The sequence below is a fragment of the Xanthomonas nasturtii genome (assembly GCF_001660815.1).
GTDB classification, from domain to species: Bacteria; Pseudomonadota; Gammaproteobacteria; order Xanthomonadales; family Xanthomonadaceae; genus Xanthomonas; species Xanthomonas nasturtii.
Window position 1 is genome coordinate 33,528 of the sequence record NZ_LYMI01000004.1, and the last position, 18,616, is coordinate 52,143.

Sequence of the window (18,616 nt, forward strand, 5' to 3'; positions counted from 1 at the left end):
GCAGTATCGGCGGTGCCAATACTGCGCATGCCAGACGCGCGCCGCAACTCACCGCTTGGCGGTTTGCGCCTGCTTCAGCGCGGCGCACAGGCGGATGGTTTCGCCGGTCTGGGCCATTCCGCGGTCGGCGCCACTGAGCTTGCCCAGGCGTGGCTTGAAGAACGCCTCCATACGTTCGGCCTCTTCCACGCTGCAGCCGCCGGATGCGCCCAGCGCGGGCAGCCCGCCGCCGTCGAACGAGCCGCTGCGTTGCACGATGCGGTCGAAGTTGGCGGTGAACCAGGGCCACATCGACGCATGCGATGCCTGCACGGCATGACCACGCCGCAGCAGGCTCTTCATTTCGCCGACCTTGATCGCATCGGTGAGCGCGAAATCCCGCACCTGCTTGAGCAATGCCGGGTCCTGCACCGTGCCCAGCCCATCGATCATCGCGTTGCGCTGCGCCGGGTCGGCCTGGGTGCGGAGCGCCGCGATCAAGGCATCCACCGCGGCCTGCCCACGTTCCTGCACGGTCACTGCCAGTGCGCTGCCGAGCAGGTCGGGATTGGCCGCAGAGAAGTCCAGCGCGCCGTTGCCGCCGGCCAGCACGGCATCGCCCTGGGCGAGCAGGGCCTTGCGCACCTCCGGCGTCTGCAGGCGCAGGCCAAACAGACTGCTCAACGCGCTGCGCAATGCGACATCGTCGACCGATTCGCCGCTGCGCCGCGTGTACCCCAATTGACGCAGGCGCGGCAGGTAGGCCTGCTCGGCCACCTTGCGCAATGCGCCGCGCTGCGCATCGGTGCTGGCCTGGTATTGCCAGATCCACACGAAACGGTCCACCAGCGCGGTGGACACCTCGGCCGACGCAGCCGGCGCCAGCTGCTTGATCGCGGCCAGCACCGCATCGCTGTCGGCATCGCCGTGGCGGTAAGCCGCATCGATCGCATCGGCGTAGGCAAGCTGTTCGTTTTCGTCGAGCTGGCCGATCTGCTTGCCCAGCGCCGCCAGCTGCTGCTTCGGCAGGCTGAAACGGTAATAGCCTGCGCCGCGCGCGTTGGGGAACACCCAGGTGTTCTTGCCGGCGCCTTCCAGCACGATGCTGCCACTGCCGTCTGCGAGCATCTGGCAGGCAGTGCCGACCTGGTTCTTGCCCTTGCCGTACTTCACGCAGACCGGCACGCCCCATTGCTGCGCGGTGGAGCCGGTTGAGCCCAGCGGCAGGTAGCGCTGCTGTTGCAGCTTGACCACCGTCTTGCCGTCTTCGCGTGCCACCTGGGTCTGCAGATACGGTACGCCCGGCTGATTGAGGAAGCTGCGGAAGGCGGCCTTGAAATCGGCGCCCTTGCCGGCGGCATCGGCGATCGCATCGACCAGATCGTCGGCGGTGGCGTTGGCAAACTTGTGCTTGGCGATATAGGCGCGCATGCCTTCGCGAAAGACGTCTTCGCCGACGAAGGCTTCGAACATCGCCAGCACTGCCGCACCTTTCTGATAGGTGATGCCGTCGAAGGCGGTTTCGATATCGCCGTTGCCGGTGATCGGCTGGCGGATCTTGCGCGCGCTGACCAGGCTGTCGTTGTTCATCGCATATTGCGCGCCGGTGATGCGGTCCAGATTGGCGCGATATTCCGGGTGCAGCCGCATGGTGATCTTCTGCTGCATCCAGGTGGCGAACGCTTCGTTCAACCACAGGTCGTCCCACCACGCCATGGTCACGGCATCACCGGTCCACTGGTGGGCCAACTCATGTGCGTTGGTGTTGAACGAGCGCTGCACGTTCACCGCCGGCGAGTCCTTGTCCAGCAACAGCAGCCAATCGCGGAAGGTGACAAAGCCGGGGTTTTCCATCGCGCCGGCACTGAAATCCGGCGCGGCGACCAGATCGAGTTTGTCGAACGGGTAGCCGAAGGCGTAATAGTCCTCCAGCGCGGCGATGATGGCCGGGGTCTGGTCCAGCGCGGGGGTAATGCGCGGGCCCTGGCCCTGGGCGGCGATGCCACGCAACGGCGTGGGGTTGGGCCGCTGCGGGGTGGCCGGCATTGGCGCCACGTCCACCACGTCCCACGGGCCGGCGGCGTACGCAACCAGATAGGTGGGCAGCGGCACGGTCGGTGCGAAGGTCACCGTCTTCCAGCCCTTGCCGGCCGGCTTGGTCGAGGTGGCGATGGTGTTGGCCAACGCCTGGTCGTCGCTGGGCACGGTCAGGCTCAGGTCGAATGGCGTCTTGAACGCAGGCTCGTCGAAGCCCGGGAACGCGTACCGCGCACTGATCGGCTCCATCTGCGTCATCGCATACGCCTTGCCCTGGTACTTCACCTGGTACAGGCCCTGCAGCTGCTGGTTGAGCGGCGCGCTGTAGACGACGTCGACGGTGAGCGTCTGCGGCTGCAGCGTGCGGCCGAAATCCAGCCGCACCACACCGGTCTGCGCATCGGCTTCCACGTAGCGTGCGGTCAGCGGCTTGGCTTTGCCCTTGCTCTGGGCTGGCGTGATCGTGACCTTGCTGACCTTCAACTCCTTGCCATGCAGCCAGAGGTGATCGGAGGCCTGCTTGAGCTGCACGCGGATGCTGGTGCGGCCGCTGAACTCGGCCTGCTCCGGGTCGATCTTGAACGACAGGCTGTAGCGCTCCGGCACCGCCCAGGTCGGCAAGCGACCGTTAGGCACGGCTTCGCCGGAGGACTGCGCCAGCGCAGTGCCGCAGCACAACGCCAGGAGAGAGGGAGCAAGCAGGCAGGCAAAACGACGCATGGGCAATTCCGGTCACGGTAACCACCGAAGTCGACCATAGCCGGGCATGACTGTCATGTGACTTTCGTCATAGCGCGGCTCACGCACGTGGCGCAGAAAGTGCGCGGCAGCAGCGTACCGCTGCCGGCATCACTCAGGCATGCCCACCCACCGAAGGCGTCTGCGCCTCCAGGGTTTCCAGCTCGCGCGCCACCGCTTCGGGCGACTTGGTAAAGGGCGCGATCAAACTGTAGAACGCCGGCACCACGTACAACGACAACAAGGTGGACAGCGAGACACCGAAGATCACCACCACACCGATGGTGGCGCGGCTGGCCGAGCCGGGCCCGCCAGCCACCACCAGCGGAATCGCACCGACCACGGTGGCGATCGAGGTCATCAGGATCGGGCGCAAACGCACCGATGCCGATTCGACGATGGCCGCATGCACGCTGCGCCCTTCGTCGCGCAGCTGGTTGGCGAATTCCACGATCAGGATGCCGTTCTTGGCTGCCAGGCCCACCAGCATCACGATGCCGATCTGGCTGAACAGATTGAGCGTCCCCCCGGTCAGCCACAGGCCTACCAGTGCGCCCAGCACCGCTAGCGGCACGGTGAGCATGATCACCAATGGATGCGCGAAACTTTCGAACTGCGCGGCCAAAACCAGGTACACCACCAGCAAGGCCATGCCGAAGGTCAGCAAGACCGCACTGCCGGATTGTTGGTACTCGCGCGATTCGCCCTTCCAGTCCACCTGCGCATACTCGGGCAGTTCTTCCTGCGCGGCCTGCCGCGCCCAGGCGATGGCCTCGCCCAGCGGATAGCCCGGCGCCAGGCCTGCGGTGATGGTGATCGCACGCAGGCGATTGAAGCGGTTCAAGGTGCCTGCTTCGGCCACTTCGCTCAAGGTCACCAGATTCGAAAGCGGAATCAGCTCGCCGCGGGTGGAGCGCACGCGGATGGCGGTGAGATCTTCCGGCGACATGCGGCCCTCGCGCCCGGCCTGCAGCATCACATCGTATTCCTCGCCGTTGTCGACGAAGGTGGTGACGCGGCGCGAGCCCATCAGCGCCTCCAGCGCGCCACCGATAGCCGTCACCGGCACACCCAGATCGGCCGCGCGCAGGCGGTCGATGTTGACGCGCATCTGCGGACGGGTTTCCTTGTAGTCCGAATCCGGGCCGACCAGGCCGGGGTTGGATTCCATGCGCTGCAGGATGCGGTCGCGCCACTGCGCGATTTCCGCATAGTCCGGGCCACCGAGCACCAGCTGGAACGGCTGGCCGCGGCTGCGCACCAGCCCGCCGCTGACCTGCGTGCGCGCACGCACGCCGCTGAGCACGCTGAGCTTTTGTTGCAGTTCATCGGCCACTTCGGTGGTCGGGCGGGTGCGTTGCTCCCAGTCCTGCAGGAACACGCTGACGCGGCCGGTGTGCATTTCCTCGCTGCTGCCGAAGCCGCCGGGCACGCGCGGGTTGGCGCGTACGATGGGTTTGTCCGGGCCCACGTAGGGGCGCAGGATGTCTTCCACCTGATGCATCTGCCCCACCGTGTAATCGAAGCCGGCGCCCTCCGGGCCATCGATCATGATCTGGAAGTTGCCGCGGTCTTCGGCCGGCGCCAGTTCGGAAGGAATGCGGCTCATCAGCCATGCGCTGGCGCCAAGCGCCAACAGCATCAGCAGCGCGAAGATCCAGGTGCGGTGCACGTGCCGCTCCAGCGAGCGCCCATACGCACCGGACACCGCCTGCATGCGCCTATCGAACCAGCGATGGAATCGATTCGGTCTGGCCCGCCCGTGCGAGCGCAGCAGCTTGGACGACATCATCGGCGTCAGCGTCAGTGCCACGAAGGCCGAAATCGCCACCGCCGCCGCCAGCGCCACCGCCAACTCGCGGAACAGCCGCCCGGTATTGCCTTCCAGGAAACCGACCGGCAAAAACACCGCCACCAGCACGGCCGTGGTCGCAATCACCGCAAACGCCACCTGCCCGGTACCGCGCTTGGCCGCCACCAGCGGCGGCTCGCCCAGGTCGATGCGGCGCTGGATGTTTTCCACCACCACGATGGCGTCGTCCACCACCAAGCCGATACACAGCACCAACGCCAGCAGGGTGAGCAGGTTGATCGAAAAATCGAAGGCGTACAGCGCAATGAACGCGGCGATCAGACACACCGGCACGGTCACCGCGGGAATCAATGCCGCGCGCGCGCTGCCCAGAAACACCCAGATCACCACCAGCACCAGCACCACCGCTTCCACCAGCGTGTGATACACGCGCTCCACCGCCGCGTCGATGAAGGTGGTGGTGTCGAAGGCGACGAAGATGTTGGTGCCCCGCGGCAGCGACTTCTGCACTTCTTCGGCCTGCGCGCGCGCTTCGCGTGCCACGTCCAGCGCGTTGGCGGTGGAGTTGCGCACGATGCCCAGGCCAACGTTGGGCACGCCGTTGCTCTGGAAATACGCGCGCCGCTCGGCCGAACTCAGTTCCACCCTGGCCACGTCGCCCAGCCGCACCACGTAGCCACCCTCGCCCTTGTTCAACGGCAATTTGGCGAAGTCTTCGGGCTTGAGGTAACTGCGCTCCACGCGCAAGGTGAAATCGCGTTGCGCCGATTCGATGCTGCCGGCCGGCAACTCCACATTTTCGTTTTGCAGCGCCGCTTCCACATCGGCCACGGTGAGATCGCGTGCAGCCAGTTGGTCGCGGTCCAGCCAGATGCGCATCGCATAGCGCTGGCGTCCGCCGATACGCACCTGCGCCACGCCATCCAGGCTGGAAAAACGATCCACCACGTAGCGCTCGGCGTAGTCGGACAGCTGCAGTGTGTCCATCGTGCTGGAACTCATGTTGAGCCACAGGATGGGGTCGGCGTCGGCCTCGACCTTGGAAATTTCCGGCGGACGCGCCTGGTCGGGCATGCGGTCGGAGACGCGGCTCACCGCATCGCGCACGTCGTTGGCGGCCGCTTCCACATCGCGCGACGGCACGAACTCGATGCTGATGTCGGAGGAGCCATTGCGGCTGCGCGCCTCGATGGTCTCGATGCCCTCGATGCCGGCCAGTGCGTCTTCCAGCACCTGGGTGATGCGGCTTTCCACCACCGCGGCCGAAGCACCGGTGTATTCCACATCCACCGAGACGATGGGCGGGTCGATCGCCGGCAACTCGCGCAGGGTGAGGCGGGTGAACGACATCACCCCCAGCACGATCAGCAACAGGCTCATCACTACCGCCATCACCGGGCGGGTAATGGACAGGTCGGAGAGTTTCATTGTGCGGCGGCCTGCGGGCGCGCCGACACGGGTGCGGCCTGGTCGATCACCTTCAAGCCCGGGCGCAGCTTGCCGGTGCCATCCACCACGATGCGCTCACCGGCCTTGACGCCTTCGAGAATTTCCACCTTGCCCTCGCGGCGCTCGCCCAGCCGCACATCGGCACGCTCCACGCTGCTGTCGGGCTTGACCCGGAACACGTACGACTCGCGCCCCACCTGCACCACCGCAATTTCCGGGATCACCACCGCCTGCCGTGCCGGCTGGAACAGCCGCACATCCAGCAGCATGCCCGGGCGCAGCCGGCGATCGTCATTGGGGAAATCCGCGCGCACCGTCACCGAGCGGGTGGTCTCGTCGATGCGTGAGTCGATGGTGGACACCTCGCCCTTGAACTGCGCACCCGGATACGCCGCCGCGCTGCCGCTGACTGCGTTGCCAACCTGGACCAGGCCGAACTGCGATTCCGGCACCTGAAAGTCCACGTACATACGCGCCACATCGTCCAGCGTGGCGATCACGGTGCTCGAGGTGATCAACGAGCCGGGGCTGATCTGGCGGATGCCGAGCACGCCGGCGAATGGCGCGCGCACTTCGCGGTCGGTGATTTCCGCGCGCATCTGCTGCACCCGCGCCTGCGCCGCATCGCGCAGCGCGCGCTGCGTATCCACCGTGGATTTGGCCACCAGCTGCTGACCAACCAGGCTCAACTGGCGGCGATACAGCTGGTCGGTTTCTTCAAAGGTGGCCTGGGCGGCGGTCAAGGCCGCCTGTTGCGAATTGCCGCGCAGACGCAGCAGCAATTGCCCGGCCTTGACCTGGTCGCCGCTGTCGAAATACACCTGCTCCACCACATCGCTCACCGCAGCGGTGAGCGCCACCGATTCGCGCGCACGCACGGTGGCGATCGACTGCACGGTCGAGTTCCAGGGTTGGGTGGCCACCGCCTGCACAGAGACCGGAATGGGTTTGGCAGCGGCTGGCGTGCTGGCCTGACGGCTGCAACCGGCCAGGACGGCGACCAACAAGAGCGCGGCGCAGCTGCGCGCGCTGGGCAGAACAAGCATCAGAACATCCTGGCGGGGTACGTCGAAAGTTTACCGACCTGGCCGCCATGCGTTGACAGAAAGGGCGCGCTTTGCACCATGACCAAAGACCCTTGCCGTCTTCGGCGCGATGCGCTGGCCAGCGCGACCATGACCTCGCTGCGCACCTGCCAGCGCGGCGCGGCCGGTGCACAGCGGCTGCATGTATGGATTCATACACCGCCGTTGTGCACACCTGCCACGCTCGTCTGACGACCGCCTGCAATGTCGTAGCGACGCTCTTCAGGGCAACTGACAAAGGTCGCGCGCAGTCGTTAGCCTGCTGTGGCCGGCGCACGGACTGGCGTGTGCACATACACGCCGCTTCCGAACATCGGCCGCCTGCCTGACGGCCGCGCAGTCGTTTGTCAGTTGCTCTCAGCGTTCCAGCCCCAAAAACTCGAGCACGTGGCGCGCCAGCGCCTCTACATTCTCACCATCGGCGTGAAGATGGATCTCCGGCGTTTCGGGCGCCTCGTATGGCGAGTCGATCCCGGTGAAATTGGGAATCTGCCCGGCGCGGGCCTTGCGGTACAGCCCCTTCACGTCGCGCGCCTCGGCAACGGCCAGCGGCACGTCCACGAACACCTCGACGAACTCGCCCTGATCGAAGCGCTCGCGCGCCAGTTGCCGCTCGGCGCGGAATGGCGAGATGAAACTCACCAGCACGATCAGCCCGGCGTCGGCCATCAGCCGCGCCACTTCGGCCACCCGGCGGATGTTCTCCACGCGGTCTTCGTCGGTAAAGCCCAGATCGCGGTTGAGCCCGTGGCGCACGTTATCGCCATCCAGGATGAAGGTGTGATAGCCCAGGGCGTGCAGGCGCTTGTCGACCAGATTGGCGACAGTGGATTTGCCCGCGCCCGACAAGCCGGTGAACCACAGCACGCGCGGGGTCTGCCCCTTGATGCGCGCACGTGCGCTGCGGTCCACATCCAGATGTTGCCAGTGCACGTTGCCGGCGCGGCGTAGCGCGAACTCCAGCGTGCCGGCGGCCACCGTGGCATTGCTCTGCCGGTCGATCAGGATGAAGCCGCCCAGCACGCGGTTGCACGCGTACGGCGAGAACGCGATGGGCTCGTCCAGCGCAAGATTGCAGTAGCCCACCTCGTTGAGCTCCAGCCGCTTGGCGGCCAGCCGCTCCTGCGTGTTCACATCGACCTTGTGCTTGATCTCGCTGATGCTCACGGTGACCGTGCGGGTGCCGATCTTGAGCCAGTACGGGCGCCCGGGCAGCAGCGCAGCATCGTCCATCCACAGCAGATGCGCGGCAAACTGGTCGGCCACTTCAGGCGGGTCGTCGATGGCGGCGATGATGTCGCCACGGCTGATGTCGATCTCATCGCGCAAGGTCAACGTCACCGCCTGCCCGGCGCGTGCGCTGTCCACCTCCCCGTTGGCATCGAGCACGCTCGCCACCTGCGTGCGGCGCCCGGACGGCACCACCACCGTATCGCCCACATGCACCTGGCCGGCAGCAATCGTGCCCGCATAGCCGCGAAACTGCGAATTGGCGCGATTGACCCACTGCACCGGCAGCCGCAGGCCGCTACCGGCTTCCGGTGGTTCCAGCTGCACGGTTTCCAGATGCTGCAACAGATGCGGGCCCTGGTACCACGGCATCTGCGTCGAGGCGCTGGACAGATTTTCGCCAGCCAGCGCCGATAGCGGGATGCACTGCACATCGGCAATGCCCAGCTGCGCGGCCAGCACCCGATAGCCTTCGGCAATGTCCGCGAACACCTGCGCGTCGTAGCCCACCAGGTCCATCTTGTTGACCGCCAGTACCACATGCCGGATGCCCAGCAAGGACACGATGTAGCTGTGCCTGCGGGTCTGCGCCAGCAGGCCCTTGCGCGCGTCCACCAGCACCACCGCCACATCGGCGGTGGATGCGCCGGTGGCCATGTTGCGCGTGTACTGCTCATGCCCGGGGCAATCGGCCACGATGAACTTGCGCCGGTCGGTATCGAAATAGCGATACGCCACATCGATGGTGATGCCCTGCTCGCGCTCGGCCGCCAGCCCGTCCATCAGCAAGGCGTAATCGATGCCCTCGCCCTGCGTGCCATGCCGCCGGCTGTCGCGTTCCAGCGCGGCAAGCTGATCGTCGAACAAGCGCTTGCTGTCGTACAGCAACCGCCCGATCAACGTGCTCTTGCCATCGTCCACGCTGCCGCAGGTGATGAAGCGCAGCAGCGGTTTGGATTCGTGTTGCTGGAGGTAGGCCGCGATGCTGCCGCTTTGTTGGGACCGGGGACCAGGGACCGGGGACCCGGAAAAATCAGCAGCAGAAGCGACACCTACGTCGGCATCGCGCTTTTCCCGGGTCCCCGGTCCCCGGTCCCCGGTCCCGGCCTGCTCCCACGCCTCACTGCCCATCAAAAATACCCCTCAAGCTTTTTCTGTTCCATCGATGCGCCCGGTGCGTGGTCGATCATGCGGCCCTGGCGTTCGGAGCTGGTGCTGACCAGCATTTCGGCAATCACCGCTTCCAGCGTATCTGCAGTCGATTCGATCGCACCGGTCAACGGGTAGCAGCCCAGCGTGCGAAAGCGCACCGAGCGCAGTTGCGGGGTTTCGCCAGCGTGCAGCGGCAGGCGCGCGTCGTCGACCATGATCCAGGCGCCATCGCGCTCCACCACCGGGCGCGGCGCGGCGAAGTACAACGGCACCACCGGTATCCGTTCGCGGTAGATGTACAGCCAGATGTCCAGCTCGGTCCAGTTGGAGAGCGGAAACACACGCACGCTTTCGCCCGGTTTGGTGCGCGCGTTGTAGAGATTCCACAGCTCCGGGCGCTGGTTCTTCGGGTCCCAGCGATGGCGCGCGTTGCGGAACGAAAACACGCGCTCCTTGGCACGCGACTTTTCTTCATCGCGGCGCGCCCCGCCAATCGCCGCATCGAAGCCGCCCTGCTCCAGCGCCTGCTTCAGGCCCTGGGTTTTCATGATGTCGGTATGCACGGCAGCGCCATGGCTGATCGGCCCGATGTCCTGCGCGATGCCGTCGGGGTTGATGTGCACGCGCAGGTCCACGCCGGTTTCGGCGGCGCGACGGTCGCGGAAGGCGATCATCTCGCCGAACTTCCAGCGCGTGTCCACGTGCAGCAGCGGGATCGGCGGCGGCGACGGCGCAAATGCCTTGAGCAGCAGATGCAGCAGCACCGAGCTGTCCTTGCCCACCGAGTACAGCATCACCGGAGCCCGGAACTCGGCGGCGACTTCGCGCAGGATGTGGATGCTTTCGGCTTCGAGCCGGTCGAGATGGGACAGCGGCGGCAGGGTCATCGGGATGTCGTGGGCATCGGCGGGCAGACCAACCGATGGTAGGGCAAGGCGCTGCAGTGTGTGCCGCCGGTATGCCTGCCCGAAATAAGCAGCCGGCATAACGCGATAACGGCTGCTCCTTTCTGGTCGCTGCAACGCCTCCCTAACATCGTCCCTCTCATCAAAGCCCCGGATCCGAATGACCGCCGCCAGTTCCGCGCTACCGCCCAGCCCCTTGCCCGACGAGCGCAAGGCGCTGCTGGACCGGTTGGTCGACGGCCTGGATGCCGCGGCGCTGTGGTGGCTGTCCGGCTACACCACCGGGCTGGCGCAGGGCCATCCGCCGCGCTCGCTGGCAGTGTTGCCGGGCGGGCAAGCGCAGGCCATCGCCCAGGAAGGCCAACGCCTGACCGTGCTGTACGGCAGCCAGACCGGCAATGCCCGCCGCGAGGCCGAGCACCTGGCCGCCGATGCCGAAGCCGCGGGCCTGAGCGTGCGCCTGCTGCGGGCCGACGCCTACCCCACCCGCGAGTTGGCCAGCGAGCGGCTGCTGTACGTGGTGATCAGCACCCAGGGCGAAGGCGACCCGCCGGACGATGCGATCGGCCTGGTGGAGTTCCTGGCCGGCCGTCGCGCCCCCAAGCTGCCCGAGCTCAAGTACGCGGTGCTGGGGCTGGGCGATTCCAGCTACGCAGATTTCTGCGGCATGGCCCGGCGCATCGACGAGCGCCTGGCCGAACTCGGCGGCAGCCGCGTGCAGCCGCGCGGCGAAGCCGATCTGGACATCGACAGCATTGCCGTGCCCTGGCGCACACAGGCGCTCAAGCATGCCCGCGAGCAACTCAGGAGCGGCCCGCATTCGGCCACGGTCACCCCCCTGCGCAACAGCCCGGCCACGCCGGCGTGGTCGCATCAACAGCCATTCGCCGCCGAGCTGTTGTCCAACCAGATCATCAGCGGGCGCGATTTCAAGGGGCCGGGCTTCCGGGTCTATGCGTTACCGGGCAAGCGCGTGCGGCATCTGGAATTTTCGCTGGAAGGCAGTGGCCTGAGCTATGAGCCGGGCGATGCGCTGGGCATCCGGCATCGCAACCCGCCTGCACTGGTGGAGGCACTGCTGCAGACGCTGCAGCTGGACGGCGATGCCGCCGTCACCGTCGGCGAAGAGACGCTGGCGTTGAGCGCATGGCTCGCCACCCGCCGCGAACTCACCAAACTCTCGCGGCCGTTTCTTGCCGCCCATGCCGAACGCGCAGACGCACAGGACCTGCAAGCGTTGCTCGCCCCCACCCAGACTGCCGGCCTGGCGTCGTTGCTCGCCGATCATCAAGTGATCGACGTGCTGCGCCGCTGGCCGGCGGATTGGGACCACGCCGGTCTGCTGGCCGCGCTGCGTCCGCTCACCCCACGGCTGTACTCCATCGCCTCAAGCCGCAAGCGCGTCGGCGAGGAAATGCATCTAGTGGTGGACGAGCTCACCTATTTCGCACACGGCCACGCCCACCAGGGCGCGGCCAGCGGCTTCCTGGCCGGGCTGGCCGAAGGCGACACCGCCCCGGTCTACATCGAACCGAATGCACGCTTCCGCGTGCCTGCCGATACCGACCGCGACATCCTGATGATCGGTCCCGGCACCGGCGCGGCGCCGTTCCGCGGCTTCGTGCAGGAACGTGCCGAAACCGGCGCCAGGGGCCGCAACTGGCTGTTCTTCGGTGCCCAGCATTTCAATACCGATTTCCTGTATCAGGCCGAATGGCAGCAGGCCCTGCAACGCGGTGAACTGCACGCGCTGGACCTGGCGTTCTCACGCGACCAGGCCGAAAAACTCTATGTCCAGCATCGCCTGCGCACGCGCGGCGCCGAGGTCTATGCCTGGCTGCAAGGCGGCGCGCATGTGTACGTGTGCGGCGCCACCGGCATGGGCAAGGACGTTCACTCAGCGCTGGTGGACATCGTCGCCACCCACGGCGCCATCGATACCGAAGCCGCCAGCGCGTATCTCACCCAGCTGCAAGTGGAGGGGCGGTATGCGCGGGATGTTTATTGAGGTGTCGGGACCCGGGACCCGGGACCGGGGACCCGGGAAAAGCAAGAGCCGGAGCCGGTGCGGCAGTTCCCGCTTTTACGGGTCCCCGGTCCCCGGTCCCGGGTCCCGCCCCAACAGCCCCTTCATCTCCAGCCACCTCCCATGACCCACTCCGTCGAAGACATCAAATCCGAAAGTCGCCGCCTGCGTGGCTCGCTGGAACAGAGCCTGGCCGATGCGGTGACCGGTGCATTGCGTGAGGACGATCAGACCCTGATCAAGTACCACGGCAGCTACCAGCAGGACGACCGCGACATTCGCGAGGAGCGCCGGCGGCAGAAGCTCGAGCCGGCGTATCAGTTCATGATCCGCACGCGCACGCCGGGCGGTGTGATTTCGCCGACGCAGTGGCTGGCACTGGATGGCATCGCCACCCGGTATGCCAATCATTCGCTGCGCATCACCACGCGTCAGGCATTCCAGTTCCATGGCGTGATCAAGCGCGAACTCAAGGCGACCATGCAGGCGATCAATGCCACCTTGATCGATACGCTGGCGGCCTGCGGCGATGTCAACCGCAACGTGCAGGTGGCGGCGAACCCGTTGTTGTCGCAGGCGCATGCCACGCTATACGCCGACGCGGCGCGCGTGTCCGAGCATCTATTGCCCAATACACGGGCGTATTACGAAATCTGGCTGGACGAAGAGCGTGTCTCCGGCTCCGGCAGCGAGGACGAGCCGATCTATGGCGACCGCTATCTGCCGCGCAAATTCAAGATCGGTTTCGCCGCGCCGCCGCTCAACGATGTGGACGTGTTCGCCAACGACCTGGGCTTTATCGCCATCCTGCGCGATGGGCAGTTGCTGGGCTATAACGTGAGCATCGGCGGCGGCATGGGCGCCTCGCACGGCGACGCCGAGACCTGGCCCCGCGTGGCCAACGTGATTGGCTTTGTGACCCGCGATCAATTGCTCGATATCGCAACCGCAGTGGTCACCACACAACGGGACCTCGGCAACCGTGCAGTGCGCAAGCGTGCGCGCTTCAAGTACACCATCGACGATCATGGCCTGGACACCATCGTGGCCGAAATCACGCGGCGCGCCGGCTTTGCGCTGCAGCCGGCGCAGCGGTTCGCCTTCGAACACAACGGCGATCGCTACGGCTGGGTCGAAGGCGAAGACGGGCTGTGGCACCTGACCCTGTCGCTGCCGGCCGGGCGCATCGCCGATACCGAAACGGCAGCGCATCTGAGCGGGCTGCGGGCGATTGCGCAATTGAACGTTGGCGAATTCCGCATGACGCCCAACCAGAATCTGGTGATCGCCGGCGTGCCGGCCACCGAGCGCGCACGTGTCGACGCGTTGGTGGCGCAGTACGCGCTGGATGCAGGCAACCACGCCGCCAGTGCGCTGGCGCGCGGCGCAATGGCCTGCGTGGCGCTACCCACCTGCGGCCTGGCGATGGCCGAGGCCGAGCGCTATCTGCCCGATTTCAGCGCGGCGCTGCTGCCGCTGCTGCAACGACATGGGTTGGCCGAAACGCCGATCGTGCTGCGCCTATCCGGTTGCCCCAACGGCTGCTCGCGGCCGTATCTGGCCGAGATTGCGCTGGTGGGCAAGGCCCCCGGCCGCTACAACCTGATGCTGGGTGGCGACCGCCGCGGCCAGCGCCTCAACACGCTGTACCGCGAAAACATCGCCCAAGCGCAGATCCTGGCCGCACTGGACCCACTGCTGGCGCGCTACGCCGCCGAACGCGACCAGGCCAACGACGAAGGCTTCGGCGATTTCCTGCATCGCGCCGGCCTGATCGCCCTGCCGCCCTACCCCACGCACCGTCGCCTCGACCTGGAATTGCTCGCATGACCGCGCTGCCTGCCGCATCGAATACATCTACGGCGTTGGACGATCTGGACACGCTCAACGTGCAACTGGAAGGCCTGCGCGCCGACGAGCGCGTGGCCTGGGCGCTGCAACACGGCCCGCAGGAGGCGGCGCTGTCGTCCAGCTTCGGCGCGCAGTCGGCGGTCACGCTGCATCTGCTCAGCCAGCAGCGCCCTGACATTCCCGTCATCCTGATCGATACCGGCTACCTGTTCCCGGAAACCTATCGCTTCGCCGATGCCTTGACCGAGCGGCTCAAACTCAATCTCAAGGTATATCGCCCGCTGGTCAGCCGCGCCTGGATGGAAGCGCGCCACGGCCGCTTGTGGGAACAAGGCATGGTGGGCATCGAGCAATACAACAACCTGCGCAAGGTCGAACCGATGCGCCGCGCCCTGGACGAACTCAACGTGGGCACCTGGTTCACCGGCCTGCGCCGTAGCCAGTCCGGCGGCCGCGCGCAGACGCCGATCGTGCAGAAGCGCGGCGAGCGCTACAAGGTCAGCCCGATCGCCGACTGGACCGACCGCGACGTGTGGCAATACCTGCAGGCGCACGACCTGCCATATCACCCCTTGTGGGAACAGGGTTACGTGTCCATCGGCGACTTCCACACCACGCGTCGCTGGGAACCGGGCATGCGCGAAGAAGACACCCGCTTCTTCGGCCTGAAGCGCGAGTGCGGCATCCACGAAGACATCTGAGCACCGCGCACTGCGACCTTCGTTCTGCAGGTTGCAGGCGCGAAGACGCCTCGACGCTTCCCGGTGGACACCTCACGCGAGTGCGTTCCTGCCCGAGCGAATCAACAGCACGAAGACAGTGACGCGGCACTCCTCATGGCGCCGGAAAACGTGTGTGAACACGCTGCATCCAGTAACGATCGAACAGCCACATCAGTAGTAACGACAGCCCGACCAACGGGAAGATCAGCCCGCACAGCACCAGCAGCACCATCAAGCCGCGCAGCGTGCGTGGATCGGCCGGCAACGGCGGCACGCCCAGCCCACCGCTCGGGCGACGCTTCCACCACATCACCGCCGCGCTGACGCATAACAACACGATCGCGATGCAGGCAGCCAGCAGGATGAGCTGGTTGGCAGTGCCGTACTGCTGCCCCAGGTGCACATTGATGCCCCACTCCAGCAGCTTGGCCAACGGCCCGTAGTCGCGATAACGCATGTCCAGCAGTACCGCACCGCTGTACTGATCCAGATGGATCACCCGCTGCCGCTGCAGATCGGCCGGATACACCGAGGCGGTGTACACGCCAGTGGCACCCCGTGGTAGCGCCACGCTGTAACCCGGCACGATGCCGCGTGCGTCAAAGCGCGCCATCGCCGCATCCAGCCCGATCGCCCCGTGCCCGGGCGTGGCAACACTGCCCGCGCCGCCGTGAGCTGCGTGCTCGCCATCAGTCGAGTGCGCGTGTTGCACCCCCTTGCCCAGTCCGGCGGATCCTTGCTCAGGCAACACCGATTCCGGCAAACGCGCCTGCCGCAACGACCACGCAGTGTCACCACTGTCGGTGAGCCGCTGCTGCGACATCGGCTGCTGCACGCGCAGCCCGGCGGGATAGCCGAAATCATGCCCGTTGGCCCAGCGATTGACCTGCGCGCCCCACAGCCACGACCACGGCATGCCGGTCAGCGCCAGAAACAACAGGATCGCACCGACCCCTGCACCGGTCACCGCATGCAGGTCACGCCAGAACAACCGCTGCTTCGGTTTGCCACGCACACTGACCACGCCGCCATGTCGCCCCCGCGGCCACCACAGATACACACCGGTGAGCACCAGCACGATCGCCCAGCCAGCGGCCATTTCGATCAACCCACTCGCAAACGGCCCGACCAACGCCAGGCTGTGCAGCCGGCGGATCGTCCAACTCAGCGTACCGTGCTCCGGCAAGGCGCCCAACACATGTGCACGATATGGATCGACATACACCACCCGCCGCACGCCACGCATATCCACCAGCCCAACTTCGGCACTGGCATTGGCGCGTTTTGGCGTGGTGTATACGAACAAGCTACCGCCGTAGCGACCTTGTGCAGCAGCAACCAATTGCTGTGCAGGCATGCGCGCAGCCCCCACCGCAACCACCTTCAGATCATGGTGCACACTGCGATCGATCGCGTCCTGATACAAGAACGCAGCCCCGGTCACCGCCAGCCAGATGATGAAAGGCAGCACCAGCAGCCCGGCATAAAAATGCCAGCGCCACGCCGCGCGATAGAAGCGCCAACGGCTGTCCTGGCGTGCCTTGCGTACACCGCCCCGGGCACTGCTTGCCTGCATCAGAAACTCCAGTCCCATGACAGCGACAACGCACGCCCATCGCCCGGCGAGTAGCCCGAGCTGCCGCTGTCGTACCAGGCATACACATACGCACGATCAGTCACATTGCGCAGCTGCAGGTTGATCGCGTTGCGCGCATCCACGTTCCAGCGCGCGCCAAAATTGAGCAAGGCATAGCCGCCGGTGCGGCCCAGGGTATTGCTGCGCTCCAGGTAATAATCGCCCTGTGCATTGCCCCAGGCGCTGAGCTGCACCGCTGCACTCACCTGCCACTCCAGTCCGGCGGTGGCCAGCCAGTTCGGCACGTTTTCGATCTCCTTGCCGCGCGTTGCCGGCGCGCTGGGGTCGGGCGTGGCGATGCTGGCTTTTTGCCGCGAATACGACATCCACGCACGCCAATGCTCGGCAGGCTGCAGGTTCAGTTGTGCATCCCAGCCGCGCCGCAGCGTCCGGCCGACATTGGCCACATCGCCGACACCCGCCACCCCGTTCACACCCAGAATGGTCGCAACCTCACCGGACGCGCGTTGCTCCCAGTACGCCAGGCGCCCATCCAGAATCGCCGACGGCGCGAATTTGAAACCGGCTTCCCAGCCATCGTTGGTCGATGGCCCAAGGTTGCCTGGCTGGCGACGGTACGCACCATCGCCGCTGCCGATCTGGAAGGTACGTCCCCAGTTGGCGTACACGCTGCTCTGCTCGCCCACACGATAGCTGGCGCTGAACTTGGGCTGCTTGATGGTGCCGTAGTCGTAGGTCGGCGCGGAGATACCGGTAAGCATGTCGTGCAACGTGCCATCGACCCGATCGATGCGATATCCCGGCACCAATTGCAAACGGTCGACCGGGTTCAGCACGGCCTGCACATAGGCACCGCGGGTGCGCAGGTCGTAATTCCAGTTGCGCAGTTGCGCGCCGCGCACGCGTGCCACAGTCCGGTAGCGCTGCGACTGGTTGTCCTGCCACTGCGCATCCACCCCAGCTTCCAGCGCCGCGTTCCACACGCCCCAGCCCGGCTGCCAATTTCCGCGTAGCAGCACGCCGCGATGGGTTTCATCGGTATCGCGTTCCTGCTGCAGACCAGCGGCGGAAAACCGTACCCAGCGCTGATTGCGGTAGTCGTTCTGGTAGGCCTTGGCGCTCCATTGCGCATCGGCGCCCAGCGTGCCATCGGCATGCAACGCCGTCTGGCGCACACGGCGCTCGCTGCGATCGTCCTGTGCGTAGGCCGGCGAACTGCGCGGCGCCGCACGCGCGCTGGCCGCATCCAGATACCCCGACTCCAGCGCGTGGTTGTCGTAGTAGCGCGTGGTGAGCCCGGCACGGAAGGCGCCATCCGGGTCGGTGTAGAACCACTTGCCGGCCACACTGCGTTTGCGCGCATCGGCATGGTCCCGATACCCATCGGAGTCGCGCCAGGCCAGCACATAGTTCTGGCTCCAGGCGCCGTGTTCGAATCCTTTACCCAGTTGCACCTCGCGCGCACCGAAGCTGCCGGCCGTCACGCTCAAGCGGCCGTCGTTGCCGCCGGTGCGGGTCAGCACATCCACGCTGCCGGCAATCGCGTTCAACCCGTAGCGCGCGTCGTTGGTGCCGCGCACGATCTCGATGGCGCTGATGTCCTGCGGAAACACCGCATCCAGATACGGCATACCGCCGGCGTTGTCGTTGCTGGGGATACCGTCGATCAGCAGCTTGACCGCATTGATCCGCCCCTCGCCATTGAATCCCCGGAACGAAAAACGCCCGGCATCGGTGCCCATGCGGAACTGGGTGACCTGGACACCGGGCGCGCGCATCAGCAGTTCCCAGCTGTAGTCCACATGCTGATCGTGCAGCAGCTCGCCGCCGATCACATCCACCGAGCTCAGCACGCGCGCGGTGCTCGGGCTGCGCTGCGCGTGTTCGCTCACCTGCACCTTGCCCAGCGTCAATGCCGCATCCTGCGCCTGCACCGTGCATGCAGGCCCCCACACCAGCGCCAACGACGGCGCATACCACATCGTTTTCAACATCCGCAGACGCATGACTAACCCTTTGCCGTGGCAGCACG

General features: G+C 66.1%; 10 protein-coding genes and 1 pseudogene. 4 read left to right on the forward strand and 7 right to left on the reverse strand.

What is annotated here, in order from left to right; all coding sequences use genetic code 11:
- Positions 1–48: 48 nt before the first annotated feature.
- From A7D16_RS02010 to A7D16_RS02020, 3 genes are all read right to left on the reverse strand, one after another.
- Positions 49–2,736, reverse strand: a complete 2,688-nt coding sequence (locus A7D16_RS02010; RefSeq protein WP_064629355.1) for a M1 family metallopeptidase — start codon at positions 2,734–2,736, stop codon at positions 49–51.
- Between the two features lie 133 nt (positions 2,737–2,869).
- Positions 2,870–5,995, reverse strand: coding sequence for an efflux RND transporter permease subunit (locus A7D16_RS02015; protein ID WP_064629357.1), 3,126 nt, complete (start codon positions 5,993–5,995; stop codon positions 2,870–2,872).
- Positions 5,992–7,062 (reverse strand): efflux RND transporter periplasmic adaptor subunit, encoded by a 1,071-nt coding sequence (locus tag A7D16_RS02020; protein WP_064629359.1) that lies wholly within the window; start codon positions 7,060–7,062, stop codon positions 5,992–5,994. The genes A7D16_RS02015 and A7D16_RS02020 overlap by 4 nt, the downstream gene beginning before the upstream one ends.
- A gap of 78 nt (positions 7,063–7,140) precedes the next feature.
- On the opposite strand from A7D16_RS02020, the gene A7D16_RS23665 reads away from it, so the two are divergent.
- A complete protein-coding gene (locus tag A7D16_RS23665) occupies positions 7,141–7,293 on the forward strand; it encodes a hypothetical protein (protein WP_162841554.1) in 153 nt (50 codons plus the stop codon).
- Between the two features lie 165 nt (positions 7,294–7,458).
- Here A7D16_RS23665 and cysN read toward each other — a convergent pair.
- Positions 7,459–9,321, reverse strand: a pseudogene (gene cysN, locus A7D16_RS02025) (sulfate adenylyltransferase subunit CysN); the annotation flags it as partial.
- 140 nt (positions 9,322–9,461) lie between these two features.
- Positions 9,462–10,370 (reverse strand): sulfate adenylyltransferase subunit CysD, encoded by a 909-nt coding sequence (cysD, locus tag A7D16_RS02030; RefSeq protein ID WP_064629470.1) that lies wholly within the window; start codon positions 10,368–10,370, stop codon positions 9,462–9,464.
- A gap of 178 nt (positions 10,371–10,548) precedes the next feature.
- On the opposite strand from cysD, the gene A7D16_RS02035 reads away from it, so the two are divergent.
- From A7D16_RS02035 to A7D16_RS02045, 3 genes are all read left to right on the forward strand, one after another.
- Positions 10,549–12,396: an assimilatory sulfite reductase (NADPH) flavoprotein subunit gene (locus A7D16_RS02035; protein ID WP_064629361.1), complete on the forward strand. Its 1,848-nt coding sequence runs from the start codon at positions 10,549–10,551 to the stop codon at positions 12,394–12,396.
- A 141-nt stretch (positions 12,397–12,537) separates the two neighbouring features.
- Positions 12,538–14,244 (forward strand): assimilatory sulfite reductase (NADPH) hemoprotein subunit, encoded by a 1,707-nt coding sequence (cysI, locus tag A7D16_RS02040; protein ID WP_064629363.1) that lies wholly within the window; start codon positions 12,538–12,540, stop codon positions 14,242–14,244.
- On the forward strand, positions 14,241–14,966 hold the full coding sequence (locus A7D16_RS02045) for a phosphoadenylyl-sulfate reductase (protein WP_064629365.1): 726 nt from the start codon (positions 14,241–14,243) through the stop codon (positions 14,964–14,966). Before cysI ends, A7D16_RS02045 begins: the two co-directional genes overlap by 4 nt.
- 133 nt (positions 14,967–15,099) lie before the next feature.
- On the opposite strand, the gene A7D16_RS02050 is transcribed toward A7D16_RS02045, so the two are convergent.
- Positions 15,100–16,563 carry a PepSY-associated TM helix domain-containing protein gene (locus tag A7D16_RS02050; RefSeq protein WP_064629367.1) on the reverse strand — a complete coding sequence of 488 codons (1,464 nt, stop codon included), beginning with the start codon at positions 16,561–16,563 and terminating at the stop codon, positions 15,100–15,102.
- On the reverse strand, positions 16,563–18,566 hold the full coding sequence (locus tag A7D16_RS02055) for a TonB-dependent receptor (RefSeq protein WP_064629472.1): 2,004 nt from the start codon (positions 18,564–18,566) through the stop codon (positions 16,563–16,565). The genes A7D16_RS02050 and A7D16_RS02055 overlap by 1 nt, the downstream gene beginning before the upstream one ends.
- Positions 18,567–18,616: the final 50 nt, after the last annotated feature.